Source organism: Vitreoscilla sp. C1, from assembly GCF_002951955.2.
Lineage (GTDB): Bacteria > Pseudomonadota > Gammaproteobacteria > Burkholderiales > Neisseriaceae > Vitreoscilla > Vitreoscilla stercoraria.
In genome coordinates this window covers 1,739,518-1,760,178 of record NZ_CP019644.2, presented here as the reverse complement: position 1 = coordinate 1,760,178, position 20,661 = coordinate 1,739,518, and the positions used below count along the sequence as shown (strand labels likewise).

General features: G+C 44.8%; 20 protein-coding genes. All 20 read left to right on the top strand.

Annotation, left to right across the window (positions count from 1 at the left end; all coding sequences use genetic code 11):
- Position 1 precedes the first annotated feature (1 nt).
- The 20 genes from rnpA to ADP71_RS08560 all read left to right on the top strand — a co-directional run bounded on the left by rnpA (position 2) and on the right by ADP71_RS08560 (position 20,428).
- Complete coding sequence (gene rnpA, locus ADP71_RS08655; RefSeq protein WP_026353519.1) at positions 2-343, top strand: ribonuclease P protein component; 342 nt, start codon at positions 2-4, stop codon at positions 341-343.
- Positions 344-345: 2 nt separating this feature from the next.
- Positions 346-555: a membrane protein insertion efficiency factor YidD gene (gene yidD / locus ADP71_RS08650; RefSeq protein ID WP_019958172.1), complete on the top strand. Its 210-nt coding sequence runs from the start codon at positions 346-348 to the stop codon at positions 553-555.
- A 26-nt stretch (positions 556-581) separates the two neighbouring features.
- Complete coding sequence (gene yidC, locus ADP71_RS08645; RefSeq protein ID WP_019958171.1) at positions 582-2,240, top strand: membrane protein insertase YidC; 1,659 nt, start codon at positions 582-584, stop codon at positions 2,238-2,240.
- A 132-nt stretch (positions 2,241-2,372) separates the two neighbouring features.
- Positions 2,373-3,368, top strand: a complete 996-nt coding sequence (gene dusB, locus ADP71_RS08640; protein ID WP_019958170.1) for a tRNA dihydrouridine synthase DusB — start codon at positions 2,373-2,375, stop codon at positions 3,366-3,368.
- 34 nt (positions 3,369-3,402) lie between these two features.
- Positions 3,403-3,642 (top strand): helix-turn-helix domain-containing protein, encoded by a 240-nt coding sequence (locus ADP71_RS08635; RefSeq protein ID WP_019958169.1) that lies wholly within the window; start codon positions 3,403-3,405, stop codon positions 3,640-3,642.
- Between the two features lie 20 nt (positions 3,643-3,662).
- Entirely contained in the window at positions 3,663-5,243 is a 1,581-nt protein-coding gene (purH, locus tag ADP71_RS08630) for a bifunctional phosphoribosylaminoimidazolecarboxamide formyltransferase/IMP cyclohydrolase (RefSeq protein ID WP_019958168.1), read from the top strand.
- Between the two features lie 75 nt (positions 5,244-5,318).
- A complete protein-coding gene (locus ADP71_RS08625) occupies positions 5,319-5,696 on the top strand; it encodes a protease inhibitor I42 family protein (protein ID WP_104932003.1) in 378 nt (125 codons plus the stop codon).
- Positions 5,697-5,751: 55 nt separating this feature from the next.
- Positions 5,752-6,399, top strand: a complete 648-nt coding sequence (locus tag ADP71_RS08620) for an MBL fold metallo-hydrolase (RefSeq protein ID WP_171461077.1) — start codon at positions 5,752-5,754, stop codon at positions 6,397-6,399.
- Positions 6,400-6,455: 56 nt separating this feature from the next.
- Positions 6,456-7,730 carry a DUF937 domain-containing protein gene (locus ADP71_RS08615; protein ID WP_171461076.1) on the top strand — a complete coding sequence of 425 codons (1,275 nt, stop codon included), beginning with the start codon at positions 6,456-6,458 and terminating at the stop codon, positions 7,728-7,730.
- Between the two features lie 141 nt (positions 7,731-7,871).
- On the top strand, positions 7,872-10,010 hold the full coding sequence (locus tag ADP71_RS08610) for an AmpG family muropeptide MFS transporter (RefSeq protein WP_019958164.1): 2,139 nt from the start codon (positions 7,872-7,874) through the stop codon (positions 10,008-10,010).
- Complete coding sequence (locus tag ADP71_RS08605) at positions 10,007-10,459, top strand: hypothetical protein (protein WP_211206674.1); 453 nt, start codon at positions 10,007-10,009, stop codon at positions 10,457-10,459. Before ADP71_RS08610 ends, ADP71_RS08605 begins: the two co-directional genes overlap by 4 nt.
- Before the next feature lie 544 nt (positions 10,460-11,003).
- Entirely contained in the window at positions 11,004-12,218 is a 1,215-nt protein-coding gene (locus ADP71_RS08600) for an MFS transporter (protein WP_019958162.1), read from the top strand.
- Between the two features lie 102 nt (positions 12,219-12,320).
- Entirely contained in the window at positions 12,321-13,028 is a 708-nt protein-coding gene (locus tag ADP71_RS08595; protein WP_019958161.1) for a type 1 glutamine amidotransferase, read from the top strand.
- A 309-nt stretch (positions 13,029-13,337) separates the two neighbouring features.
- Complete coding sequence (locus ADP71_RS08590) at positions 13,338-14,543, top strand: cytochrome P450 (protein ID WP_171461075.1); 1,206 nt, start codon at positions 13,338-13,340, stop codon at positions 14,541-14,543.
- Positions 14,544-14,545: 2 nt separating this feature from the next.
- A complete protein-coding gene (locus ADP71_RS08585) occupies positions 14,546-15,796 on the top strand; it encodes an FAD-dependent oxidoreductase (RefSeq protein ID WP_171461074.1) in 1,251 nt (416 codons plus the stop codon).
- Between the two features lie 14 nt (positions 15,797-15,810).
- The gene (locus ADP71_RS08580; protein ID WP_019958158.1) at positions 15,811-16,272 is read left to right on the top strand and encodes a flavodoxin domain-containing protein; all 462 of its coding nucleotides are present in this window, start codon (positions 15,811-15,813) and stop codon (positions 16,270-16,272) included.
- 9 nt (positions 16,273-16,281) lie between these two features.
- The gene (locus ADP71_RS08575; RefSeq protein WP_019958157.1) at positions 16,282-17,022 is read left to right on the top strand and encodes a type 1 glutamine amidotransferase; all 741 of its coding nucleotides are present in this window, start codon (positions 16,282-16,284) and stop codon (positions 17,020-17,022) included.
- A gap of 60 nt (positions 17,023-17,082) precedes the next feature.
- Positions 17,083-18,495, top strand: a complete 1,413-nt coding sequence (locus ADP71_RS08570) for a glutamine synthetase family protein (protein ID WP_019958156.1) — start codon at positions 17,083-17,085, stop codon at positions 18,493-18,495.
- 88 nt (positions 18,496-18,583) lie between these two features.
- On the top strand, positions 18,584-19,303 hold the full coding sequence (locus ADP71_RS08565) for a substrate-binding periplasmic protein (RefSeq protein WP_171461073.1): 720 nt from the start codon (positions 18,584-18,586) through the stop codon (positions 19,301-19,303).
- Positions 19,304-19,396: 93 nt separating this feature from the next.
- Positions 19,397-20,428 (top strand): NAD(P)H-dependent amine dehydrogenase family protein, encoded by a 1,032-nt coding sequence (locus ADP71_RS08560; protein ID WP_026353516.1) that lies wholly within the window; start codon positions 19,397-19,399, stop codon positions 20,426-20,428.
- Positions 20,429-20,661 lie beyond the last annotated feature (233 nt).

The following is a 20,661-nucleotide window of genomic DNA, read 5'->3' as shown; positions in this document are numbered from 1 at the left end:
TTTGAATCAAGGCTTTAGCAAGACAGAGCGACTGTTGAAAACGGATGAATTTTCATCCGTTTTTGCATTGCGCCGCTCGCGCCATGGGCGTTATGTGCAGGTTTTGCTTGGTGAAGCTTCACCACATCCGCGTTTGGGTTTGGTGGTGGCGAAAAAAGTTGCCAAGCGGGCACATGAGCGTAATTATATGAAGCGCGTGTTACGCGAATGGTTTCGCTTGAACAAGCAAAACCTCCCAGCGCAAGATATTGTGGTTCGGACCAAATTAAAATTTGAACATGCAGAATTTGATGCTGTGTGTGCCGAAATGCAACGTTTATTACGTCATAAGTCGACTGATTGAACATGCAAAAATGTTTATTGAAATGTGTTCGATTTTATCAGGTGGCCATCAGTCCGATGTTGCCACCTCGTTGTCGTTATACGCCGACTTGTTCGCAATATGCGATTGAAGCCTTACAAAAACATGGTGCCACTCGTGGCTCTGTGTTGGCATTGCGTCGGATTTGTCGTTGCCATCCTTTTGGTGGCAGTGGTTATGATCCTGTTCCTTAAACAATAGACTTAAAGATTGATATTCGATGGAAATCAAAAGACTTTTTGCCTTTGCCGTGATTTCGTTGTCCATTTTGTTTGGTTGGAATTATATGTTCCCTCCTGCCAAAAAACCGACACCGGATGTGGCACAAACTGAAGCAGGCAAGCCCGCTGCCCAAGCAGATGCAGCTGCTCAAGGCATATTGACTGCAACCGATCCGATTAAAGTCAAAACCGATGTGTTTGACATCGACATTGACCAAGCGACAGGTGACATTCGTCACATGACCTTGCTCAAACACGATGCTACCAGTGATGCCAGCAAAAATTTGGTGTTGTTGAATGATGCCAAAGATTACACTTATATCGCACAAGCGGCTTTGTTGAAAAAAGGTGAAGCGAGTTATTTGTTGCCTGAAGGCACCAAATTTGTCGCCGATCAAAAACAATATGATTTGGGCAACAATGACAAAATCAGCGTGCGTTTGACTGCACCTGAAGTCAATGGTGTTCAAGTCAGCAAAATTTATACTTTCCATCGTGATAGCTATGCCATTGATGTTAGCTTTGATGTGAAAAACAACAGTGGTCAGCCTGTGGCTTACGATGCGATGTATCGTATGTTGCGTGATGGTTCAACGCCAGAAGGTGAGAGCTGGTTTGTACAAAGCTATACCGGCCCTGTGGTTTACACTTCTGAAAGCAAATACCAAAAAGTACCGTTTAAAGAGTTGGACAGCGATGCTCAAAGTGGCAAAGACACCGCAGATTACCAGCGCAAAACGACCGATGGTTGGGTGGGCATTATCCAGCATTATTTCGTGTCATCTTGGATTCTGAATCGCCAAAATCAACCTAGCGTGTGTGGTACTCAAGCAGATGGTTGTAATATGGTTGTGCGCAAGCGTAGCGATGGCTTGTATGAAGCGGGCGTGCGTGTGAACAGCCCTGCGGCATTGGCAGCAGGTCAAAGCAGTGTATTGCCTATGACTTTGTATGTGGGTCCTGCTGAATATAATCGTATTACCCCGTTGGCTGACAACTTTGAGTTGAGCAAAGACTTTGGTATGTTGCACGTGTTTGCTTCACCATTGTTCAAATTGTTGAACTGGTTACATGGTTTTGTAGGTAACTGGGGTTGGTCTATCATTTTGTTGACCATCATTGTGAAAGCAGTGTTGTTCCCATTGACCAATGCTTCTTATAAGTCTATGGCCAAAATGCGTGCAGTTGCACCGCGCTTGAATGAACTCAAAGCGCAATACGGTGACGACCGCATGAAGATGCAACAAGAAATGATGGCCTTGTACAAGAAGGAAAAAATCAATCCTTTGGGTGGTTGTTTGCCAATGTTATTGCAAATTCCTGTGTTCTTGGGTTTGTACTGGGCATTGTTCAACTCGGTAGAGTTGCGCCAAGCGCCGTGGATGGGTTGGATTACCGACTTGGCACGTCCTGACCCTTGGTTTGTATTGCCGATTATCATGGCTTTGACGATGTGGTTCCAAACGACTTTGAACCCACCTCCAACCGATCCGATGCAAGCGAAAATGATCAAGATTATGCCTTTGGTGTTCTCGTTCATGTTCTTCTTCTTCCCAGCTGGTTTGGTGTTGTACTATGTCGTGAACAACATCTTGTCGATTGCCCAACAATGGTATATCAACAAGAAAATTGAAAATGGCATGAAAACAAAGTCTTAATTTAGACTGAGTTTGACTGGTTACAAGCGTCCTGTAAGTTTACAGGACGCTTTTTTTATGAGTAAAAACCTTTCGAATATTGCTTAAAAAATGTACAATTGCCACCCTATTTGTTTTGATTGATAAATCCTTATGCGCATAGGCAGTATTGAGCTAAACGCGCCTTTGGCATTGGCGCCCATGGCTGGTATTACCGACAAGCCATTTCGTATGTTGGCGCGGCGTTTTGGCGCGGGTTTGGCCAGCAGTGAAATGACCACATCAGACCCGAGTTTGCAAAACACACGCAAGACTTTGCAGCGCGCCAATCACGAAGGTGAAACGGGTATTCGTTCAGTGCAAATTGTGGGCAATATTCCTGAAGTGATGGCTGAAGCGGCACAATTGAATGTGGCCCGTGGCGCGCAAATCATCGACATCAATATGGGTTGTCCTGCCAAAAAAGTCTGTAATGTTTTGGCAGGCAGTGCGTTGCTGAAAGATGAAGGTTTGGTCAAAGCCATTTTGCAAGCAGTGGTGCAAAGCGTGGATGTGCCTGTGACGCTCAAAACCCGTTTGGGCTGGGACGATGAACATTTGAATGTGCCCAAAGTGGCAAGCATCGCTATGGATGCGGGCATTCAAGCTTTGGCAATACATGGTCGCAGCCGCACACAAATGTATACAGGTCATGCCCGTTATGAATTGATTGCTGAAGTTAAAAAGCAAATTGACATCCCTTTGTGGGTCAATGGCGATATTACTTCTGCGGCAAAAGCGGTACAAGTGTTGGAGCAAACCGGTGCTGATGGCGTGATGATAGGTCGTGGTGCGCAAGGGCAGCCGTGGTTGTTTCGAGATGTGAAAGCGGTGTTGCAAACTGGTGTGTTGCCTGAGGCTTTGTTGTTTCAGGACGCTGCAAATGTGGTTTTAGAGCATTTGACGGCGATACATGGGTTTTATGGCGAGCATGGCGTGAAAATCGCGCGCAAACATTTGTTGTGGTATTTGGGTGGTTTTGAGTGTTATCAGGGTCAGCGCAGCGAGTTAAATCAAGTGGCGCAAACGTCTTTACAATATGAAAAAGTGGCTGAGTTACTCCATCAATTGTCTTTTCAGCACGATACATGGCCGCGCCGCGAACAATAACAAGCTTGGGCGGCCGCTTTTTAGGAGCACTTGAATGAATGAACGCATCGATGTCATCGAAAAATGCATTCATGCCAGCTTAGATGAATATTTTGACACTTTGGGTGGCGAAGCTGCCTGTGGTGTTTATGATATGGTGATTTTGAAAGTGGAAAAACCACTTTTGATTCGCGTTTTGGCGTATTGCGACGGTAATCAAACGAAAGCCGCTGCAGTACTGGGTTTGAACCGTAATACCCTGCGTAAAAAAATGCAGTTACATGGCTTGATTTAATCAATAAAAGGAATAGCAAAATGGTGGCAATCAAACGCGCACTTATCAGCGTGTCTGAAAAACAAGGTGTGGTAGATTTCGCTCGTGCATTATCTCAAATGGGCGTGGAAATCCTTTCAACCGGCGGTACTGCATCTATGCTTGCAGCGGCGGACATCCCTGTAATCGAAGTGGCTGATTACACCGGCTTTCCTGAAATGTTAGACGGTCGTGTGAAAACTTTGCACCCGAAAATTCATGGCGGTATTTTGGGTCGTCGTGATTTGCCAGAACATGTGGCGAAAATGGCGGAATATGAAATTGGCAATATTGATTTGGTGTGTGTGAATTTGTACCCATTTGCTGCAACCATCGCCAAAGCGGGCTGTACAGTAGAAGATGCGATTGAAAACATCGACATCGGTGGTCCAACCATGGTGCGCTCGGCAGCGAAAAACTGGCGTGGTGTGGCGATTGTGACTGACAACAGCGATTTCGAAGCGATTGTGAACGAGATGCAAGCCAATGAGGCTGCGTTGAGCGACAAAACCCGCTTTAATTTGTCTCGCAAAGCCTTTACGCACACTGCGCAATACGACAGCATGATCAGCAATTACTTGACCAGCTTGGACGATGAAGTATTGACTGGCGAGCCTAAAATTGGTGAATTTCCACAAAGCTTGAACGCCAATTTTGTCAAAGTACAAGATTTGCGTTACGGTGAAAACCCGCATCAACAAGCCGCTTTTTACCGTGATTTGCAACCTGCACAAGGTTCTTTGGCACGTTACAAACAATTGCAAGGCAAAGAATTGTCTTACAACAATATCGCTGACGCGGATGCAGCTTGGGAAGCGGTGAAATCATTCGACACTACCGCTTGCGTGATTGTCAAACATGCGAATCCTTGCGGTGTTGCAGTGGCTAAATCTACTGAACAAGCTTATTTGAAAGCGTATTCAACCGACACCACCAGCGCTTTCGGTGGCATCATTGCGTTTAACCGCGAAGTCGATGCTCAAACAGCCGAAGCCATCACTTCTCGCCAATTCATGGAAGTATTGATGGCGCCTAAATTCACTGACGAAGCATTGGCAGTGTTGGAAGCGAAGAAAAACGTGCGTGTATTGGAAGTGGCTTTGAGCGAAGGCGCGAACCGTTTCGAAATCAAACGTGTGGGTGGTGGTTTGTTGGTACAAACGCCTGATTTACATGTATTGACTCGTGAAGATTGCAAAGTCGTGACTGAGCGTCAACCAACTGAACAAGAATGGAATGATTTGTTGTTCGCTTGGAATGTGGCCAAATACGTGAAATCCAACGCGATTGTATTCTGTAAAGATGGTCAAACTTACGGCGTGGGCGCAGGTCAAATGAGCCGTGTGGATTCAACCCGTATTGCTGCTCGCAAAGCTGAAGATGGCCAGTTCTCTTTAGATGCAGCCGTTGCGGCATCTGATGCATTCTTCCCATTCCGCGATGGTATCGATGTGATTGCTGAGCAAGGTATTAAAGCTATTATTCAGCCAGGTGGCTCTATGCGTGACGATGAAGTCGTTGCCGCTGCCAATGAGCATGGTATTGCCATGATTGTGACTGGCGTGCGTCATTTCCGTCATTGATTTGATTGAATGAAAATGGTCGCTGTTGAGAACAATGGCGGCCATTTTTGTTGATACAACAGAAAAGAGATTCAGATGAAGTTTGTCAATCGTTTGGCGGTTTTAACTTTAGCCACTGTGGCCGCAAGTCAAGCTTATGCTGCGGATGATGCAAAATGTCCTCAGACTATGAAAGTGGGGGATACTTTTGAAGTATCTTTGGAAACCAATGCTAGTACTGGGTTTCAATGGCAAATCCATGAAAAAACCGACAATGTGACTGTGGTTAGCAATCGGATTCAAAGCAGTCCATCTGATTCCAATATGCCCTTAGTCGGCGTACCAAGCCAACAATTGTGGGTATTTAAAGCCGATGCTGCCGGGCATGCGAAAATTCAATTGGTATATGTTCGTTCTTGGGAAGCAGACCAAGTGGCCAAGCAATGGGTATGTCAAAATACCATAACAGGTTAAAATCAGCCCACAGCGTCAGTCAACATGACACGAGACATGAAATAGGAATGCAATAATGGCATTGAAAATAGAAATAATTCCTGTGACGGCATTTCAGCAAAACTGTTGTTTGTTGTGGGATGATGTGAGTTTGGATGCGGTTTTGACCGATGTTGGTGGCAATGCGGATATGTTGTGGCAACGTGTGCAAGATTTGGGTTTGAATTTGCAAGCCATTTGGTTGACGCATGGGCATGTCGATCATGCCGCTGGCGTGGCGGATATGTGTGCTTATCAAGAAATGCCTGTATTGGGTCCTCATATTGACGATGATTTTTGGTTACAGCAATTGCCAGAAGTGACGGCCAAATATGGTTTCCCGCATTCACCGATTGTGGTGCCAAGTCAGTGGCTCAATGAAGGGGATGTGTTAAGTGTGGGCAGTCACCAATTTAAAACCTTACACATTCCCGGACACACGCCGGGGCATGTGGTGTTTTATTCAGAAGAATATGGCGTCATTATTGGTGGTGATATTTTGTTTGCTGGCTCCATTGGCCGTACCGATTTTCCACGTGGCAATCATGTGGATTTGATTCAGAATATCCAACAAAAATTGTATATCTTGCCTGATGAAACAGAAGTGATACCAGGCCATGGACCGATGACCACCATCGGGCGTGAAAAAGTCAGCAATCCTTACGTACGTGCTGACAGTAAATAGTATTTAAAATCAGATAATCGTAGCGTAAAGCGTACTCATTTTAAAAGGAGAACTCAGTGGCTGCACACTTGCAAGAAGTGTTGGCGCAATATGTGGGACCAATTTTGGTTCAATATGCGCAAAACCATGTGGGCTTAGAACAAGCCGCCTCATTTAAAGCTGTTGAAAAAAGCATTCCTGCTGTATTAGCTGGTGTGATTAGCCATGTGCGTGACGAACATGCTGCCAAGCGATTTTTCAATTTGCTCACTGGCACCAATGTCGATACACAGTGGTTAAAACCAGAGATTTTACAGCACGAAGATGTGAAAAAAGTGGTGGCTGTGGGTCGTCAATGGATGGGTTTATTATTCGGTCATCAAGCAGCAGAAGTGCAAAATGCTGTGGCGCAAGACGCAGATTTGAATCCAGATCAAGCGGGCGATGTGTTGGCATTTGCCATTCCTGCTGTTTTGGCTTCGCTTAAGCAATATATTCAAAGCAATCAATATGGCCAACATCAGTTTTATGGGCAGTTGGTGGCGCAAGAGTCATTTTTTGCGAAGATTTTCAGCCCGAAATTGTTGGCAGCCATTGGTATTCCAAGTGCTTCGGCATTGGTCGCTGGCGTGCGTACTTGGGGTGACAGTTATTTCACCAGTCGTCCAAGTGGTGTGGCTGCGCAACAGGAAGAAATCATTGAAACTGCGGCACGTACGACGCCACCACCTGTGGAAGAAACCGTGGCGACTGTGTCTGAATCATCCAACAATGGCTGGGTGAAATGGTTATTGGCTTTGATGGTTGTGGGTATTGCAGCTTGGTTGGCTTATACCTATTTGTTGCCACAGCCGCAAAACAATCAAACAGCGACACCTGTGGCGGCTTCTGCGCCACAAATCGCACCAAAAACCATCGCCAGTGATGTGGTGGCAGCTTCTGCGGTAGCGGCATCTACACCTGTAGCGGCCAGTATGCCTGCAGCTGCCAGTGCGGTGGTGGACGAGCACAATCCTATCGATCGTGTGGTTGCTGAAGCTGATGTATTGAAATTTTATTTTGCAACAGGCAGCGCCAAAATAGCCCCTGAAGCCAAAGAAGCAGCAGCTGCAATGTTGGCAGCGGCTAAAGAAGGCAAAAAATTGGTCGTGAGTGGATTCAATGATGCGACAGGCAAAGCAGAAAGCAACGAATGGTTGGCGAAAAAACGTGCGCAAGCGGTGCGCAGTTTCTTGCGCAATTCAGGCGTGCCTGCAGCACAAATTGAATTGGTGAAACCACAAAAAATGGAAGGTCAAAGTGGTGCATCAGCAGAAGAGCGTCGTGTAGAAGTGCGTATTGCGGCTGAATAAGGCAGCGGTATTGATTCAAAGCGTCCTGTAAAATTTACAGGACGCTTTTGTTTTGTGTAAAAGTGTCGAGCATAAAAGATGTATTGACTGGTGTTATGGCTTACAATCGCAGCCTAAGTAATTTTTCTAAGACCGTGTTCAATGACTGTACAAACCAATCAATGGCGCAGCGCGTTTGCTGCTTTTTTAGACCGCCGTGCCATCATCATGCTGTTCTTGGGTTTTTCTGCGGGTATCCCGATTTTATTGATTTTTTCGAGCCTGTCGTTGTGGTTGGGCGAAGCTGGTGTCAATAAAAGTGCGGTGACGATGTTTTCTTGGGCAGCTTTGGGCTATTCGTTTAAATTTGTGTGGGCACCATTGATTGATGCGTTGCCTGTGCCTTATTTGACCAAGACTTTAGGGCGGCGTAGGGCGTGGTTACTGGTGGCGCAACTTTTCATCATTGTTGCCATTGTGATTATGGCCATGACCGATCCCGCCGCAGGCACCAATGCTTTAATACAAATGGCAATTGGCGCGGTGTTGTTGGGTTTTGCTTCGGCGACGCAAGACATTGTGATCGATGCTTATCGGATTGAGTTGGCAGACACGAATATGCAAACCGTTTTGGCATCCACTTACAATGCAGGTTACCGCATTGGCATGATTGTCGCGGGTGCAGGCGCATTGTTTTTAGCCTCAGGGTTTGGGACGGCAAAAGGCAATTATGTCTATCAAGCATGGCAACAAACCTATTGGATTATGGCTGCGGTCATGCTCATTGGTGTGGCCACGACTTTGTGGATTCATGAGCCTGGGTCAAAACGTGTCCGCAAGCATTACCCAAAACGTGAATATGGTCGTTTGGTTGGCGTGTTTGCGTTGGCAGTGGTGGCGTTTGTGGTGTGTTTTATGTATTTGGGCAATTTGACTGCGCATTTCAATGTCAAAGACCCATTTTTAGCATTTTTAGTAGAGAGTGTGCGTTTTATTGGTGCGGCGGCATTGGCATTGGCTGCGGGTTGGGGCATGGTTAAGTTTGGTGCGGTCAACAAAGAGATGGCGCTAGAAACTTGGGTTGTACCCGTGAGCGATTTTTTCAAACGCTATGGCACCAAGGTGGCGTTGGCATTGTTGTTGTTAATTGGCTTTTTCCGCATTTCAGATATTATTGCGGGCGTGATTTCCAATGTTTTTTACCAAGACATGAATTTCACCAAAGAACAAATTGCCGAAGCGGTGAAAATTTACGGGGTAATTTTTTCGTTGGTGGGTGGTTTTTTAGGCGGTTTGTTGTCGCAGCGTTTTGATATTATGAAAGTGATGTTTGTCGGTGCGGTTTTGGCAAGTACCACCAATTTGGCGTTTGTTGGTTTGGTTCATTCTGGTAGCAAAACCACTGATGTTACTGTCAAAGTGGGCTCGTTTGAAGCCTTGGTGCCGACCGATGAAGTGGGTTTTTGGAAAGTAGATGTACCAAGCCAATATTTGTTGGCAGACACTCAAATACAGACCCACGTGGCTTTGCAAAATGGAGCAGTGTCTTTACAGCAAGCATTGCCGTATTTGAAAGCAGACAAAGACATGCCAGTACAATTGCAATTATTGCCATTGACACAAGACGGTGTTTTAACTCCTCATGAGCAAGCTGAAAAATTCATCGTGCTGGAAGGTCAGTTGTTAGGTCAAGGCGTTGCTACTGCATCTGGTATGTTGGACATTGTATTGGATGGCGAAGCCCATGCCGCTAAACTAGAGCCCAACGGGCGTTTTAGTGTGGCTTTGAGTGGTGAAACTTTGGCTACTGCCCAACACCCACAATTAACTGCTCGCTATCAAAATCAAGAAGGACAAGTGTTAGAGTCGTCATTGGCATATGAAGTCGCTGACAAAGCGCCGAGTGAGCGTTTAGAGCAACATCTGGATGCTTTGCCTTTGATTGAAGCTGGGGAGTATATGTATACCGTATCGGGCAAAGTGATTAAACAATACAGTGATGTGTGGTTGTATGCGGCAATCATTATTGATAATTTGGCAGCGGGTTTGGCAGGAGCCGCGTTCATTGCCTTTTTGTCTAGTTTGACCAGCGTGTCATTTACGGCGGTGCAATATGCTATTTTCAGCTCGCTAATGACGTTATTGCCTAAAATCATTGGTGGTTATTCAGGGGCGATTGTCAGCAATATTGGTTATCCGAATTTCTTTTATTTGGCGATGTTGGTCGGTTTGCCAGTATTGGTATTGGTATGGTGGGTCAATCGCTTGATGAAGCAAAAAACGGAAACTTCGGCATCGTGAACGTTGGGCGATGGTGGCAAGGTTTACAGGACGCTTTCAAAAGGAATAATGTGCAAACAATTTTATTGGATTTTGATGGTACGTGTGTGGCACACCAATATCCACGTGTTGGGCATGACATTGGGGCGCAGCAAGTATTGCGTGATGTGGTCGCTAATGGGCATCAATTGATTTTGTTTACCATGCGCTCGCCGATGAATTATTTGGACGATGCATTGGCATGGTTTGCGCAAAATGGCATTGTTTTGTATGGCATACAAACCCATCCTGAGCAATCGGCATGGACAGCTTCTCCCAAAGCTTATGGCAATATCATCATTGATGACACCATGTTGGGTGCAAAATTGATAGATGGATTGTATTTGGATTGGCAATGGGTGGCGCAAATATTGTGTCAACGAGGGGTCATTACGCAGACACAATTGGGCGCATATTCATTTGAGTGCTAAATTTATCCTACTTGCATGAAGATTACAGGACGCTTTGAAAGCGTCCTGTAATCATTTGGGCGCAATAGAATGTGTTTGCTTACATTAAGATGATAAATGATTAAGCTTGAAAATAAGATTAGCCGTTTCAAAGCATGATGTTTGTTATGGTTATAAGGTTGGTTTGATTTTAATGAAATCACAGGCATTTTAAGCCATACCAATTTTGAGAGTGATGGTGTTGAAGTATTTGATATTTATGTGATTTTTGAGATTAATTTGCGCTGTGTTGTTGATGCAACACCTGTGAAAATCGGCGATTTATGAAATAAATTTTCCTATGATGCAGCTTTTTTTCCATATGTGAAGCAAAAATCGGCGGTTTCATGGTGTTAAATAGCGTTAATTGACTTTATCCTATGGTACAAAAAAATGAGATTTAGCTTGTTTAAAGATTTTAGTTGCAGCGCTACCTTGAATTTAACAAAATGATTGCGTGGTATTTGTTTGTAATCATTCTTTTGGGTATTTAGAAACACGCACATCTTTGAACAAGGAGATCGCAATGTCACGCATCAAATCTTTGATGCCCAGTAGTTGGGGCATCGTGTTTGCAGCGTTTTCGGCTGCATATGGGGTGGGCTTGATTTGTTTGATTGCGCTGCCATTCATCATCACGGCCATTATCAGTGATTTGGGTTTGAATGAAGCGCAAGCAGGTTTTTTGGTGTCGGCTGAGTTTTTAGCCATGATGGTTTCGTCTTTGTTGTTAGCACCGATTATGGGGAAAGTGCCTAAGCGCAATTTGACTTGGCTCGCTGCGGTCATTGTATTGGTGGGCAATGTGGCTTCAGCCAATATTACGGATATTTATTTGCTGACTTTGGTGCGTTGTGTGGTGGGTTTTGCATGTGGCATTGCGTTGGCGTGTGGCAATGCATGTGTGTCTTTGTCATCAGACCCAGATAAAACAGCGGCATATATGAATGTGTTGTTTGTGGCTTTGATGATTATTGTGATGTTGTCGTTTTCTAAAGTGATGACTGCTTATGGTCTAAGTGGGGTGTATTACGCTTTGGCAGTGAATACTTTGGTGATGATGGCGTTCATGTTTGGTATGCCCAATCGCATTGAAGCGCTACAAGAAAATAGCGATGTGGTGGCAGAAGAGAAAGTCAAAATGATTACGCCTGTTGCCATCAGTATGATGATTGCGATGTTTTTGTTTTCGATGCGCGACACTATGGGATGGGCATTTTCATGGCAAGTGGGTTTGAATGTTGGTTATAACGATGAGCAATTGGGGCAATTGTTTTCTACGCAAGCGTTTATTGGTTTGGCAGGACCTTTTATTGCTGCATTGGTGGGGGCGAAATATGGGCTGAAAACGCCATTGATTATTTCGATTGTGACCACAGGTGCTGTCAGCTTGGGCTATGTTTTGGGTGAATATTCCAAAACCATGTATACCATCGCAGTATTGTTAATCGTTTTGACTTATTTCTATGCTTTGGCATATTTCACCAGCTTGGCAGCACAATTGGATAAAGAGGGTAAGATTGTGGCGGCCAGTAGCAGCTTTTTGACTTTGGGCATTGCTGTCGGTCCTGCATTTTCAGGCTGGTTGTTGTCTGTCGGTGGGTTTGCTGCTGTGGCGATGTCGATTGTGGTGTTGGTGATTTTGACGTATGCAGCTGTGTTGTTGCCGCTGCGCGCCAGAAACCAAAAACCACAAACCCAAATAGACAATTCAGCAGTAGCGGTAACACCTGCGGAGTAATGAGTGTTTTGGTCATACCGTGCCAACACTGATACGGCGTGTCAGTGTTGGTTGTTTTTTGATGTCAATCCATATCAATATGAAGAAAGTAGTAGGTTTTGAATGATGCAAACAGTCCATATTTTCAGACATGGCCCACAAGATTCTTTGGGTTTATTACCGCAAGCATTGGCGCAATTGGGCGTGAAAACCCATGTCCATGACATTACCGATTTGTCACAAGATTTACCGCCATTGCATGCTTTGGAGTGGGCGATGTTTTTGGGATGCACTGAAGCCGCTTACGATGATACTTTGCCATGGCTAGGGCGTGAGATGGCTTATATTCAGGCTTTACAGGACGCTCAAATTCCAATGTTTGGTATTTGTTTTGGCAGCCAAATCATTGCGCGAACTTTGGGTGGCAGTGTGCAAAAAAACACGGATTTTGAAAATGCTTGGGTGCAATTGAATGAGGCAGCACAAGCGCTGGGTTTGCCTTCAGGACCTTGGTTTTCATTTCACTTTGATGCATTTGAATTGCCGCCACAAGCCAAATTATTGGGCGCAACGTCATTGGCCAATCAAGCTTATGTATTGGGAAAAACCATGGCTGTGCAATTTCATCCTGAAATCAACAGCGATATGTTTGAGGGTTGGTTGAAAATTTGGCAACAAAGTCAAACAGGACAACATTTTTTAGAACTGTATCAAACGGAAATTTCTTTGTTAAAACAAAAATTTGTCGATGATGAAAGCATTGCTTTGGCACGTTTGGTGGCTTTGTTACAAGCTTATATGCACATGGTGAAGGCGGAAACTGTGTGTTGAAATTTGATAACAAATTATATTGTCGTGAAAATGAAACATTTCTCACAGTGAGTTTTTAAAAAAAATTCAAAAAAATAAAATGATGATTTTTCAGTAGAAAAAATATTCATTCTGTTAAAATAAGATTCCTAATGCGAAACTTTTTGCGAAAAACGCAGCAGTTTCGCATTTTTTGTTTCTTAAAGCAGGGTTTTATCTCTTTTTTAGAATAATGTCATTTTGCAATTTTTCAGTGCTCTCTTGTATAGTGAATTAACAAGTCGTTACGCAGTTTTCTGAACCAGAACCCAATACCAACGAGGTCATGACATGGATAACAGTTTGATTGTAGAAGTCCCGTTTTTGAATTTTGCAGATCCGAGTTTTTCTATTCGTTCTGATGCAGTCAAGCAAGCGCAAGATGTCAGTTGGTATGCCAAAACCCCTTATGGTTTGGCCATTTTACGTTATGACGAAGTCAATGCTTTGGTGCGCGATCAACGTTTGCGCCAAGGCAGTTATGCATGGCCCAAGCATTGTAATGCCACAGGTGCTTTTGCCGATTGGTGGACACGCATGTTGCTCAGTAAAGAAGGTCCCAATCATTCACGCTTGCGCCGTTTGGCCAATCCTGCGTTCTCACCAAAATTGGTTCGCTTGATGCAACCTGTATTTTTTCAATTGGCCAATGACTTAATCAATCAATTCATCGATCAAGGCAAATGTGAATTTGTGGGTGATTTTGCTGCGCCGTATGCCACGCAAGTGATTTGCTGCCTATTGGGGATTCCGCTGAGTGAAGCCAAGCGATTGGCTGAATTGGCGGTAGACATGGGTGTGGCTTTGGGTGTGACGTATGAGCGTGATCAAAACTTGGTCAATGGTGCTACTGACGAAATGTTTGAGTATTGCTACGAAGCTGTGCGCCGCTTGAAAGAAGAGGGTTTGGGTGACAACTTTTTGAGCATGTTGGTTAAAGCCAATGAAAATCAAGCCGATTTAAGCGATGAAGAATTGTTTGACATGATGGTTTTGGCGATTTTTGGTGGCATCGATACCACGCGCAACCAACTGTCTTTGGCGATGGACACGTTTGTACAAAACCCTGCGCAGTGGCAAATTTTGGGTGAGCAACCTGATTTGGCTGCCAATGCGGTGGAAGAAATCATGCGCTTTAGACCAACGGTGACGTGGGTGACGCGTGAGGCGTTGGAAGATTTTGAATTTCAAGGCGTGTTCATCAAACAAGGTACTACCGTGCATTTGATCAGCCAAGCGGCCGACAATGACCCGCGTGCGTTTGGCGATGTGGCGTTTGACATCACCCAAAAACGCAAAGCGCATTTTGGTTTTGGCGCAGGCGCACACCATTGTATTGGTCACTTTATCGCTCGAGGCGACATGAAAGAAGCTTTGGCATTGCTTGCACAGCGTTTACACAATGTGCAATACGCAGCCGAACCGAGCTATATGCCAGACAGTGGTAATACGGGTTTGAATCATTTGCACATTCGTTTTGATGCGGTGAAAGGTTAATCATGACTGCCGCTAAAATCGCCATCATCGGTTCTGGACCTTCAGGTTGTTACACGGCGCAATTTTTGAACAAGGCTTTGCCTGAGGCGGAAATTTGTGTGATGGATCGTTTGCCGGTGCCATTTGGTTTGGTGCGTTATGGTGTGGCACCTGATCATGTGGGTACTAAAAATGTCACCAAACAGTTTGAGCGTTTGTTTGCACAAGACAATGTGCATTTTATCGGTCATGTGGATGTGGGTGTTGATATCAGTTTGGCGCAATTGCAAGCGATGTTTGATGTGGTGGTGTTTGCCAGTGGCTTGTCACAAGACCGTGCACTCAATATTGAAGGTGAATCATTGCAAGGAGTCATCGGTTCGGGGGTATTGACACGTTGGAGCAATGACCATCCTGATACACCAGAATTCATTGATATTGGTGAGCGTGTACTCATCATTGGTAATGGCAATGTGGCGATGGATGTGGCGCGCTTGTTAAGCAAAAATGCAGCGGATTTTGAAGGCAGCGAGATGCGTCCTGAAACGGTGGCACACATTCAAAAAGCAGCAGTGAAACACATTGACATTGTGGGCCGTTCCGAGATGGATGCAGCCAAATACGATGCGGTGATGGTCAAAGAATTGCTCAAAACCGAAGGCGTGCGTTTGGTGTTAGGGCACAACGCTCAAGGTGAGCATGAAAAAAGCATGTTGTTGACGCAATTGGCAGAACAAAGCCATGACCAACAAGGCACAGACATTGTGTTTCATTATGGTTTGACGCCGCAATATTTACAGGGCGATGCACATCTTCAAGCGGCAGTTTTTACCAATGCACAAGGTGAAGAAATCGTTTTTTCTGCCGATACTTTAATCAGCGCCATTGGTTTTGAAGCGTCCTGTAAACATCCTTTGCAATTGCGTGATTTGCATACGGATGACACCGATTTGAATTGTGGTTTCTTGCAACACAATGTGTATTGCGTCGGTTGGGCGCGTCGTGGTCCTGTGGGAACGATTCCTGAAAACCGCAAAGATGCAAAATTGGTTGCCGATGTGATTGTCGCGGCTTTGCAAACGCAAGACATTGGCAATAAAGGCGGCCTGAAAGATTTATTAAGCAATTTACACCAGCCTCATACTGATTTTGATGATTGGTTGCGTTTGAATCAATTTGAAATCAGTCAAGCGGTTACAGGACGCCACCGTTTGAAAATCAAGTCTACTGAGCAAGTTTTACAATGGCTGAATATTGCCAAGCAATCTGTATAAGAAAGGATATCGTCATGATACATGTGTTATTTGGAACAGAAACAGGCAATGCGGAGTTGGTTGCAGACGATATTGTCGATTGTTTGAAGCAGTCTGATTTGGATGCTGATGTGGCTGATATGGCTTATTTTTCAGCAGCTGATTTGAATGTTGGTGATACTTATGTGTTGGTTTGTTCGACCTATGGTGATGGAGAGTTGCCTAATAGTGCGCAGCCATTTTATGGTCAATTGCAAGAACAAATGCCTGATTTGAATGGCATTCGATTTGCGGTGTTTGGTTTAGGCGACAGTTATTATGCAACGTTCAATAATGGTGCCAAAATATTCAAAGAGCATTTATTATCATTGGGTGCACAACAATTGGGTCAAGTCGGTGTGCACGATGCGTCTTCTGGCGAAATTCCCACTGATGCGGCTTTAAGTTGGGCTGATGAGCAACTGATTCCTGCATTGACGGCATTGGCACAATCATAAGGTGAAATGATGAAGACACACATCCATATTGCTGTATTGGAAATGGGCATTTTGCCTGAAGCCTTAGAAGAAAAGCATGGTCATTTCTTTAGCATGATTCAAACATGGTTGGGCGCAGCAGCCCAAGAAGCTATGGTTGAAATCAGTTTTCAGCGTTTTAGTATTTGTAATCGTGATGATTTGCCGCAAGCGGAGGCATTCGATGCCTATGTGATTTCAGGTTCTAAGCACAGCGTGTATGAAGATTTACCATGGATACATGATAGCAAACTGTTTTTGAATGAATTAAGACACAAAAATATTCCGATGTTTGGTATTTGTTTTGGGCATCAATTGATGGCAGAAGCTTTTGGCGGCAAAGTCGAAAAATCATCTAAAGGTTGGGGTTTTGGTACCGATACATATCAATTTGCCGATGGTCAGTCACAAGAAGTATTGGTGGTTCATCAAGACCAAGTGGTGGTGTTGCCTGAAACTGCCCATGTCATAGGACAATCTGCGCATTGTGAATATGGGGCTTTGGAATATGATTTTGCGGCCAAATCGACCCAATTTCATCCTGAATTCAATCCAGCTTTGGTACAAGACTTATTGCTGCAATACCAAGACACCGTTGGCATCGACCAAGCCCAAGCCGCTTTGGCACATTTACCTAGTGCTTGCTTGAACAATCAAGCTTTCGCTCAAGAAGTTATCGCATTTTTTCAAACGAATCTGGCCAACTTAAGTTGTGCTAACCGCAGTCAGTAATGGAGCAGTATTTGATCGCATTGAGTTAAAACCACACACATCTATTTCGGAGGCAACACCATGAGTACCACCGTTTTGAATCAACCTACTTCTATATCCAACACCACTGCATTGGATGTACACAAACATCTGAATACCCAATCGCAAAAGACCGAAGACATTTTGAAAAAAGTCAAAGATTCGGGTGTGGACTATATTTACTACCAAGTAGTGGCCTTATCAGGTCGAGTGGTGGCGAAGGCTGTGCCAGCCAAACAATTGATGCGCAATTTGGAAAAAGGCATTCAGTTTCACCGCACAGCCATGAGTGATTTACAGGCCACTCGAGCGGGGGTGTTGTTAGGTGGTGGTGTGCAAGCTTCGGAATTGATTGCCTTACCTGATATTGATACCTTCAATGTTCTGCCTTGGGACAAGCAAATGGGTTCGTTTTTCTGTACCGCTTATGAGCCTGAGCATGTACCTGAAATCGGTGGTCAAATTTTGGGTACGGATGCGCGTGCCAATTTGCGTCATGTGCACCAACAATTCAAAAACAAACATGGGTTGACGTTGAAAACAGGTTGCGAGCCTGAGATGAGTTGGATTGGCGATGATATCAAAGTGCATGTGCGTCCAGGTGCGAGCCCAGCTTACCATATGGGCAGTTTTGAAATCATGCGTCCGATTTACAAAAAAGTGATGGAATATGCCAGCGCAATGGGTTTGGACATGATTGAAGGCGATTATGAAGACCCAACGCAATTGGAATTGAACTGGATGTTTGACGATTGCGAATTGACCGCAGACCGTTTGATTACCTACCGTTTGATTTGTCGCCAAGTGGCGCGCGAACATGGTGTGATTGCCAGCTTCATGCCAAAACCTTATACCAGCTCTATGGGCAATGGCTGCCACCACAACTTCAGTTTGTGGGATGCTCATGGTGACAATGTATTGATGGAAAAAGGTCGCCGTGAATTGCATTTAACCGATGTTGGTCATCATGCTTTGGGTGGCGTCCTGAACCATGCTTCAGGCGCGATGATGGTGATGGCTTCTACGGTTAACTCTTACAAGCGTTTTTGGGACACAGGTTTGTTTGCGCCGAGCATTGTCAATTGGGGCATGGACAACAAGAGTTGTACGGTGCGTTTGTCTGCCAACGGTCGATTGGAATACAAAACACCTGACTCTAGTGTGAACCCTTATTTGTCACATGCATTGATGCTTGCTGCGATGGATGACGGTATTGTCCATAAAATGGATCCTGGCATGCCTAGTAGCCGTGACAGCTATGCAGAATCAGGTCGCGTGTTGCCATTGACTTTGGGGGATGCAATCAAAGAGTTTGAAAATGACAGCGTGATGTTTGGCGCTTTGCCTGCTGAAATGGCGAATTTATACCGTGATTTGAAGGCGGATGAATGGGCACGTGCTTGTAGCGCAGTGACCGACTGGGAATACAATATGTACTTGGAATACTTGCCATAATTTGGATTCAAACTGCAACATCTAAAGCACATGGGTAAGCGTCCTGTAACTTACCCATGACCAAACCACACTAAAATAGGAGTCAAAAATGAGTGATTCATCTGTATTGAAAGTGATTTGTGCTGATTTGCCTGCGCCGCCGTTGTTTTGGCGAGAAGGCGAAACCCGTTTTGGTTATGAATCGGATGTGGCGCGTGCCATTGCGGCCAAATTAGGTTTGGAATGTGAGTTTGTGTACCAACAATGGGGCGATTTTTACCCAAGCTTGAACGAAAACAAAGGCGACATTTTGTTGTGTGGCCAAGGCATTTCTGAGTATCGCAAAACTTTGGCAAATTTCACTGCGCCTTATGGTGTGTTTGATGAAGCGGTGATGGTATTGACCGATTCGCCATACAAATCTATGGAAGATTTGAAAGGCAAACGCATTGGTGCCATTGCCAATAGCATGAATATGACGTTGGTAGAAACGTTTGATGGCGTGATTGCGGTGCCATTTGTGGGTACGACTGACGACATCATGGGTGAAATGGTGGCGGCGTTGCGTGCAGGCGAAGTGGATGCGTTTGTGGACGATGATGTGGCGTTGGTGCCTTTGGCCAATGAGCCTGATTTGGCGATTGTGTACACCGCGCCTACGCAAAACAAATGGGGCATTGCCATTTCTAAAGAGCGTCCTGAAACTTTGGAGAAAGTCGATGCTGCTTTAAAAGCTTTGAAAGAAGACGGTACTTTGAAAGCTTTATGGCAACAATGGATGCCGAATTTGCAATATCCGTTTGAGCACGACACGGTGAGTCCTGCTTGATTTGATTGAAAATCAGCCCTGATTGTGTTGGCAATGAGGGCTTTTTCATATGTTGATGCAGTCTTTTTAATGTTCACACAGAAGGTTACAAGCATGGTCAATGAAAAAGTACGAGTGGTGTTATACGGATGCGGCAAAATGGCGAAAGTGATGGCCAAATATTTGCATGATCACGGCGCAGAAATCGTGGGGGCGATTGGGCGCAATGCCAAAGTGGTGGGCAAAGATGTGGGTGAATTTGCCGAGTTGGGTTTCAAAACAGGTGTGATTGTCAGCAATAATGCTGATGAGGTTTTGGATGCGTCAGATGCGCACATTGCCATTGTCGCGATTGCAAGCTATATGGAAGACTGCACTGAATTTTTTGAAAAATGTTTGTCACGCGGTATCAACGTCGTGACGACATCGGAAGAGGCGATTTATCCTTGGAATACTGCGCCTGCCATTGCCAACCGTTTGGATCGTTTGGGCAAAGATTATGACGCAACCTTAACAGGCAGCGGCATGCAAGACATTTATTGGATACACATGCCGGTTTTGGTTGCAGCTGGCGTGAATAAAATCACCAAAATTCAAGGTTCAGCCAGCTATAACGTCGAAGACTATGGTTTGGCTTTGGCTGAGGCGCATGGTGCAGGTTACGATTTGGACAAATTTGAAACCGAGATTGCGCAAGCTGAAAGTTTGCCTTCTTATATGTGGAATGCTGCCGAAGCCATTTGTGCACGCATGAATTGGACGATTGCGTCGATTTCACAAAAAAATGTCGCCATTACTTTGGATGAGCCGATAGAGTCCTCGACTTTGGGACGCACCATTGAAGTAGGTCAAGCCATTGGCATGTCGGCAGTGACCACGATTCATACCCATCAAGGCATTGAATTGGAAGTGCAGTGCATTGGTAAAGTGTATAAGCCTGGCGAAGGCGATTTGTGTGAGTGGAAATTCACAGGTGAGCCAGACATGCATTTTCAAGTGCACAATCCTGATACGGTGGCGTTAACGTGTGCTTCTGTGGTCAATCGCATTCCAAGCGTGTTGACAGCACCTGCGGGTTTGGTGACCGTAGACAAGCTCGATGGCATTTCGTATTTGACTTATCCGATGCATTTGTATGTGAATTGATGGATTCAATCTTATCGAGCAGCCATGTTCATTCAAACATGGCTGTTTTTTTTCGTTACTCAAGAATAAATGTTGAGGAAGCGTCCTGTAAATTCAGTCTAGAAAATATATTTTTACTCAAATCATTCAATGTGGATTCTGAGCCTTGTCAATTTCTGCTAAAATGTCGCCCACGTATCTTTCAGGCCGCTTCTTCAGGGCACTCGCTTTTTGACTTTAAATACAGTAGGAGT

Bases quoted from the DNA above. Each gene is read 5' to 3' on its own strand.
- ADP71_RS08595 (WP_019958161.1), top strand. From the start codon at position 12,321: ATGATGCAAACAGTCCATATTTTCAGACATGGCCCACAAGATTCTTTG.
- ADP71_RS08620 (WP_171461077.1), top strand. From the start codon at position 5,752: ATGGCATTGAAAATAGAAATAATTCCTGTGACGGCATTTCAGCAAAAC.
- ADP71_RS08575 (WP_019958157.1), top strand. From the start codon at position 16,282: ATGAAGACACACATCCATATTGCTGTATTGGAAATGGGCATTTTGCCT.
- ADP71_RS08560 (WP_026353516.1), top strand. From the start codon at position 19,397: ATGGTCAATGAAAAAGTACGAGTGGTGTTATACGGATGCGGCAAAATG.
- ADP71_RS08635 (WP_019958169.1), top strand. From the start codon at position 3,403: ATGAATGAACGCATCGATGTCATCGAAAAATGCATTCATGCCAGCTTA.
- ADP71_RS08580 (WP_019958158.1), top strand. From the start codon at position 15,811: ATGATACATGTGTTATTTGGAACAGAAACAGGCAATGCGGAGTTGGTT.
- ADP71_RS08610 (WP_019958164.1), top strand. From the start codon at position 7,872: ATGACTGTACAAACCAATCAATGGCGCAGCGCGTTTGCTGCTTTTTTA.
- purH (WP_019958168.1), top strand. From the start codon at position 3,663: ATGGTGGCAATCAAACGCGCACTTATCAGCGTGTCTGAAAAACAAGGT.
- ADP71_RS08585 (WP_171461074.1), top strand. From the start codon at position 14,546: ATGACTGCCGCTAAAATCGCCATCATCGGTTCTGGACCTTCAGGTTGT.
- ADP71_RS08600 (WP_019958162.1), top strand. From the start codon at position 11,004: ATGTCACGCATCAAATCTTTGATGCCCAGTAGTTGGGGCATCGTGTTT.
- yidC (WP_019958171.1), top strand. From the start codon at position 582: ATGGAAATCAAAAGACTTTTTGCCTTTGCCGTGATTTCGTTGTCCATT.
- ADP71_RS08590 (WP_171461075.1), top strand. From the start codon at position 13,338: ATGGATAACAGTTTGATTGTAGAAGTCCCGTTTTTGAATTTTGCAGAT.
- ADP71_RS08625 (WP_104932003.1), top strand. From the start codon at position 5,319: ATGAAGTTTGTCAATCGTTTGGCGGTTTTAACTTTAGCCACTGTGGCC.
- dusB (WP_019958170.1), top strand. From the start codon at position 2,373: ATGCGCATAGGCAGTATTGAGCTAAACGCGCCTTTGGCATTGGCGCCC.
- ADP71_RS08570 (WP_019958156.1), top strand. From the start codon at position 17,083: ATGAGTACCACCGTTTTGAATCAACCTACTTCTATATCCAACACCACT.
- yidD (WP_019958172.1), top strand. From the start codon at position 346: ATGCAAAAATGTTTATTGAAATGTGTTCGATTTTATCAGGTGGCCATC.
- ADP71_RS08565 (WP_171461073.1), top strand. From the start codon at position 18,584: ATGAGTGATTCATCTGTATTGAAAGTGATTTGTGCTGATTTGCCTGCG.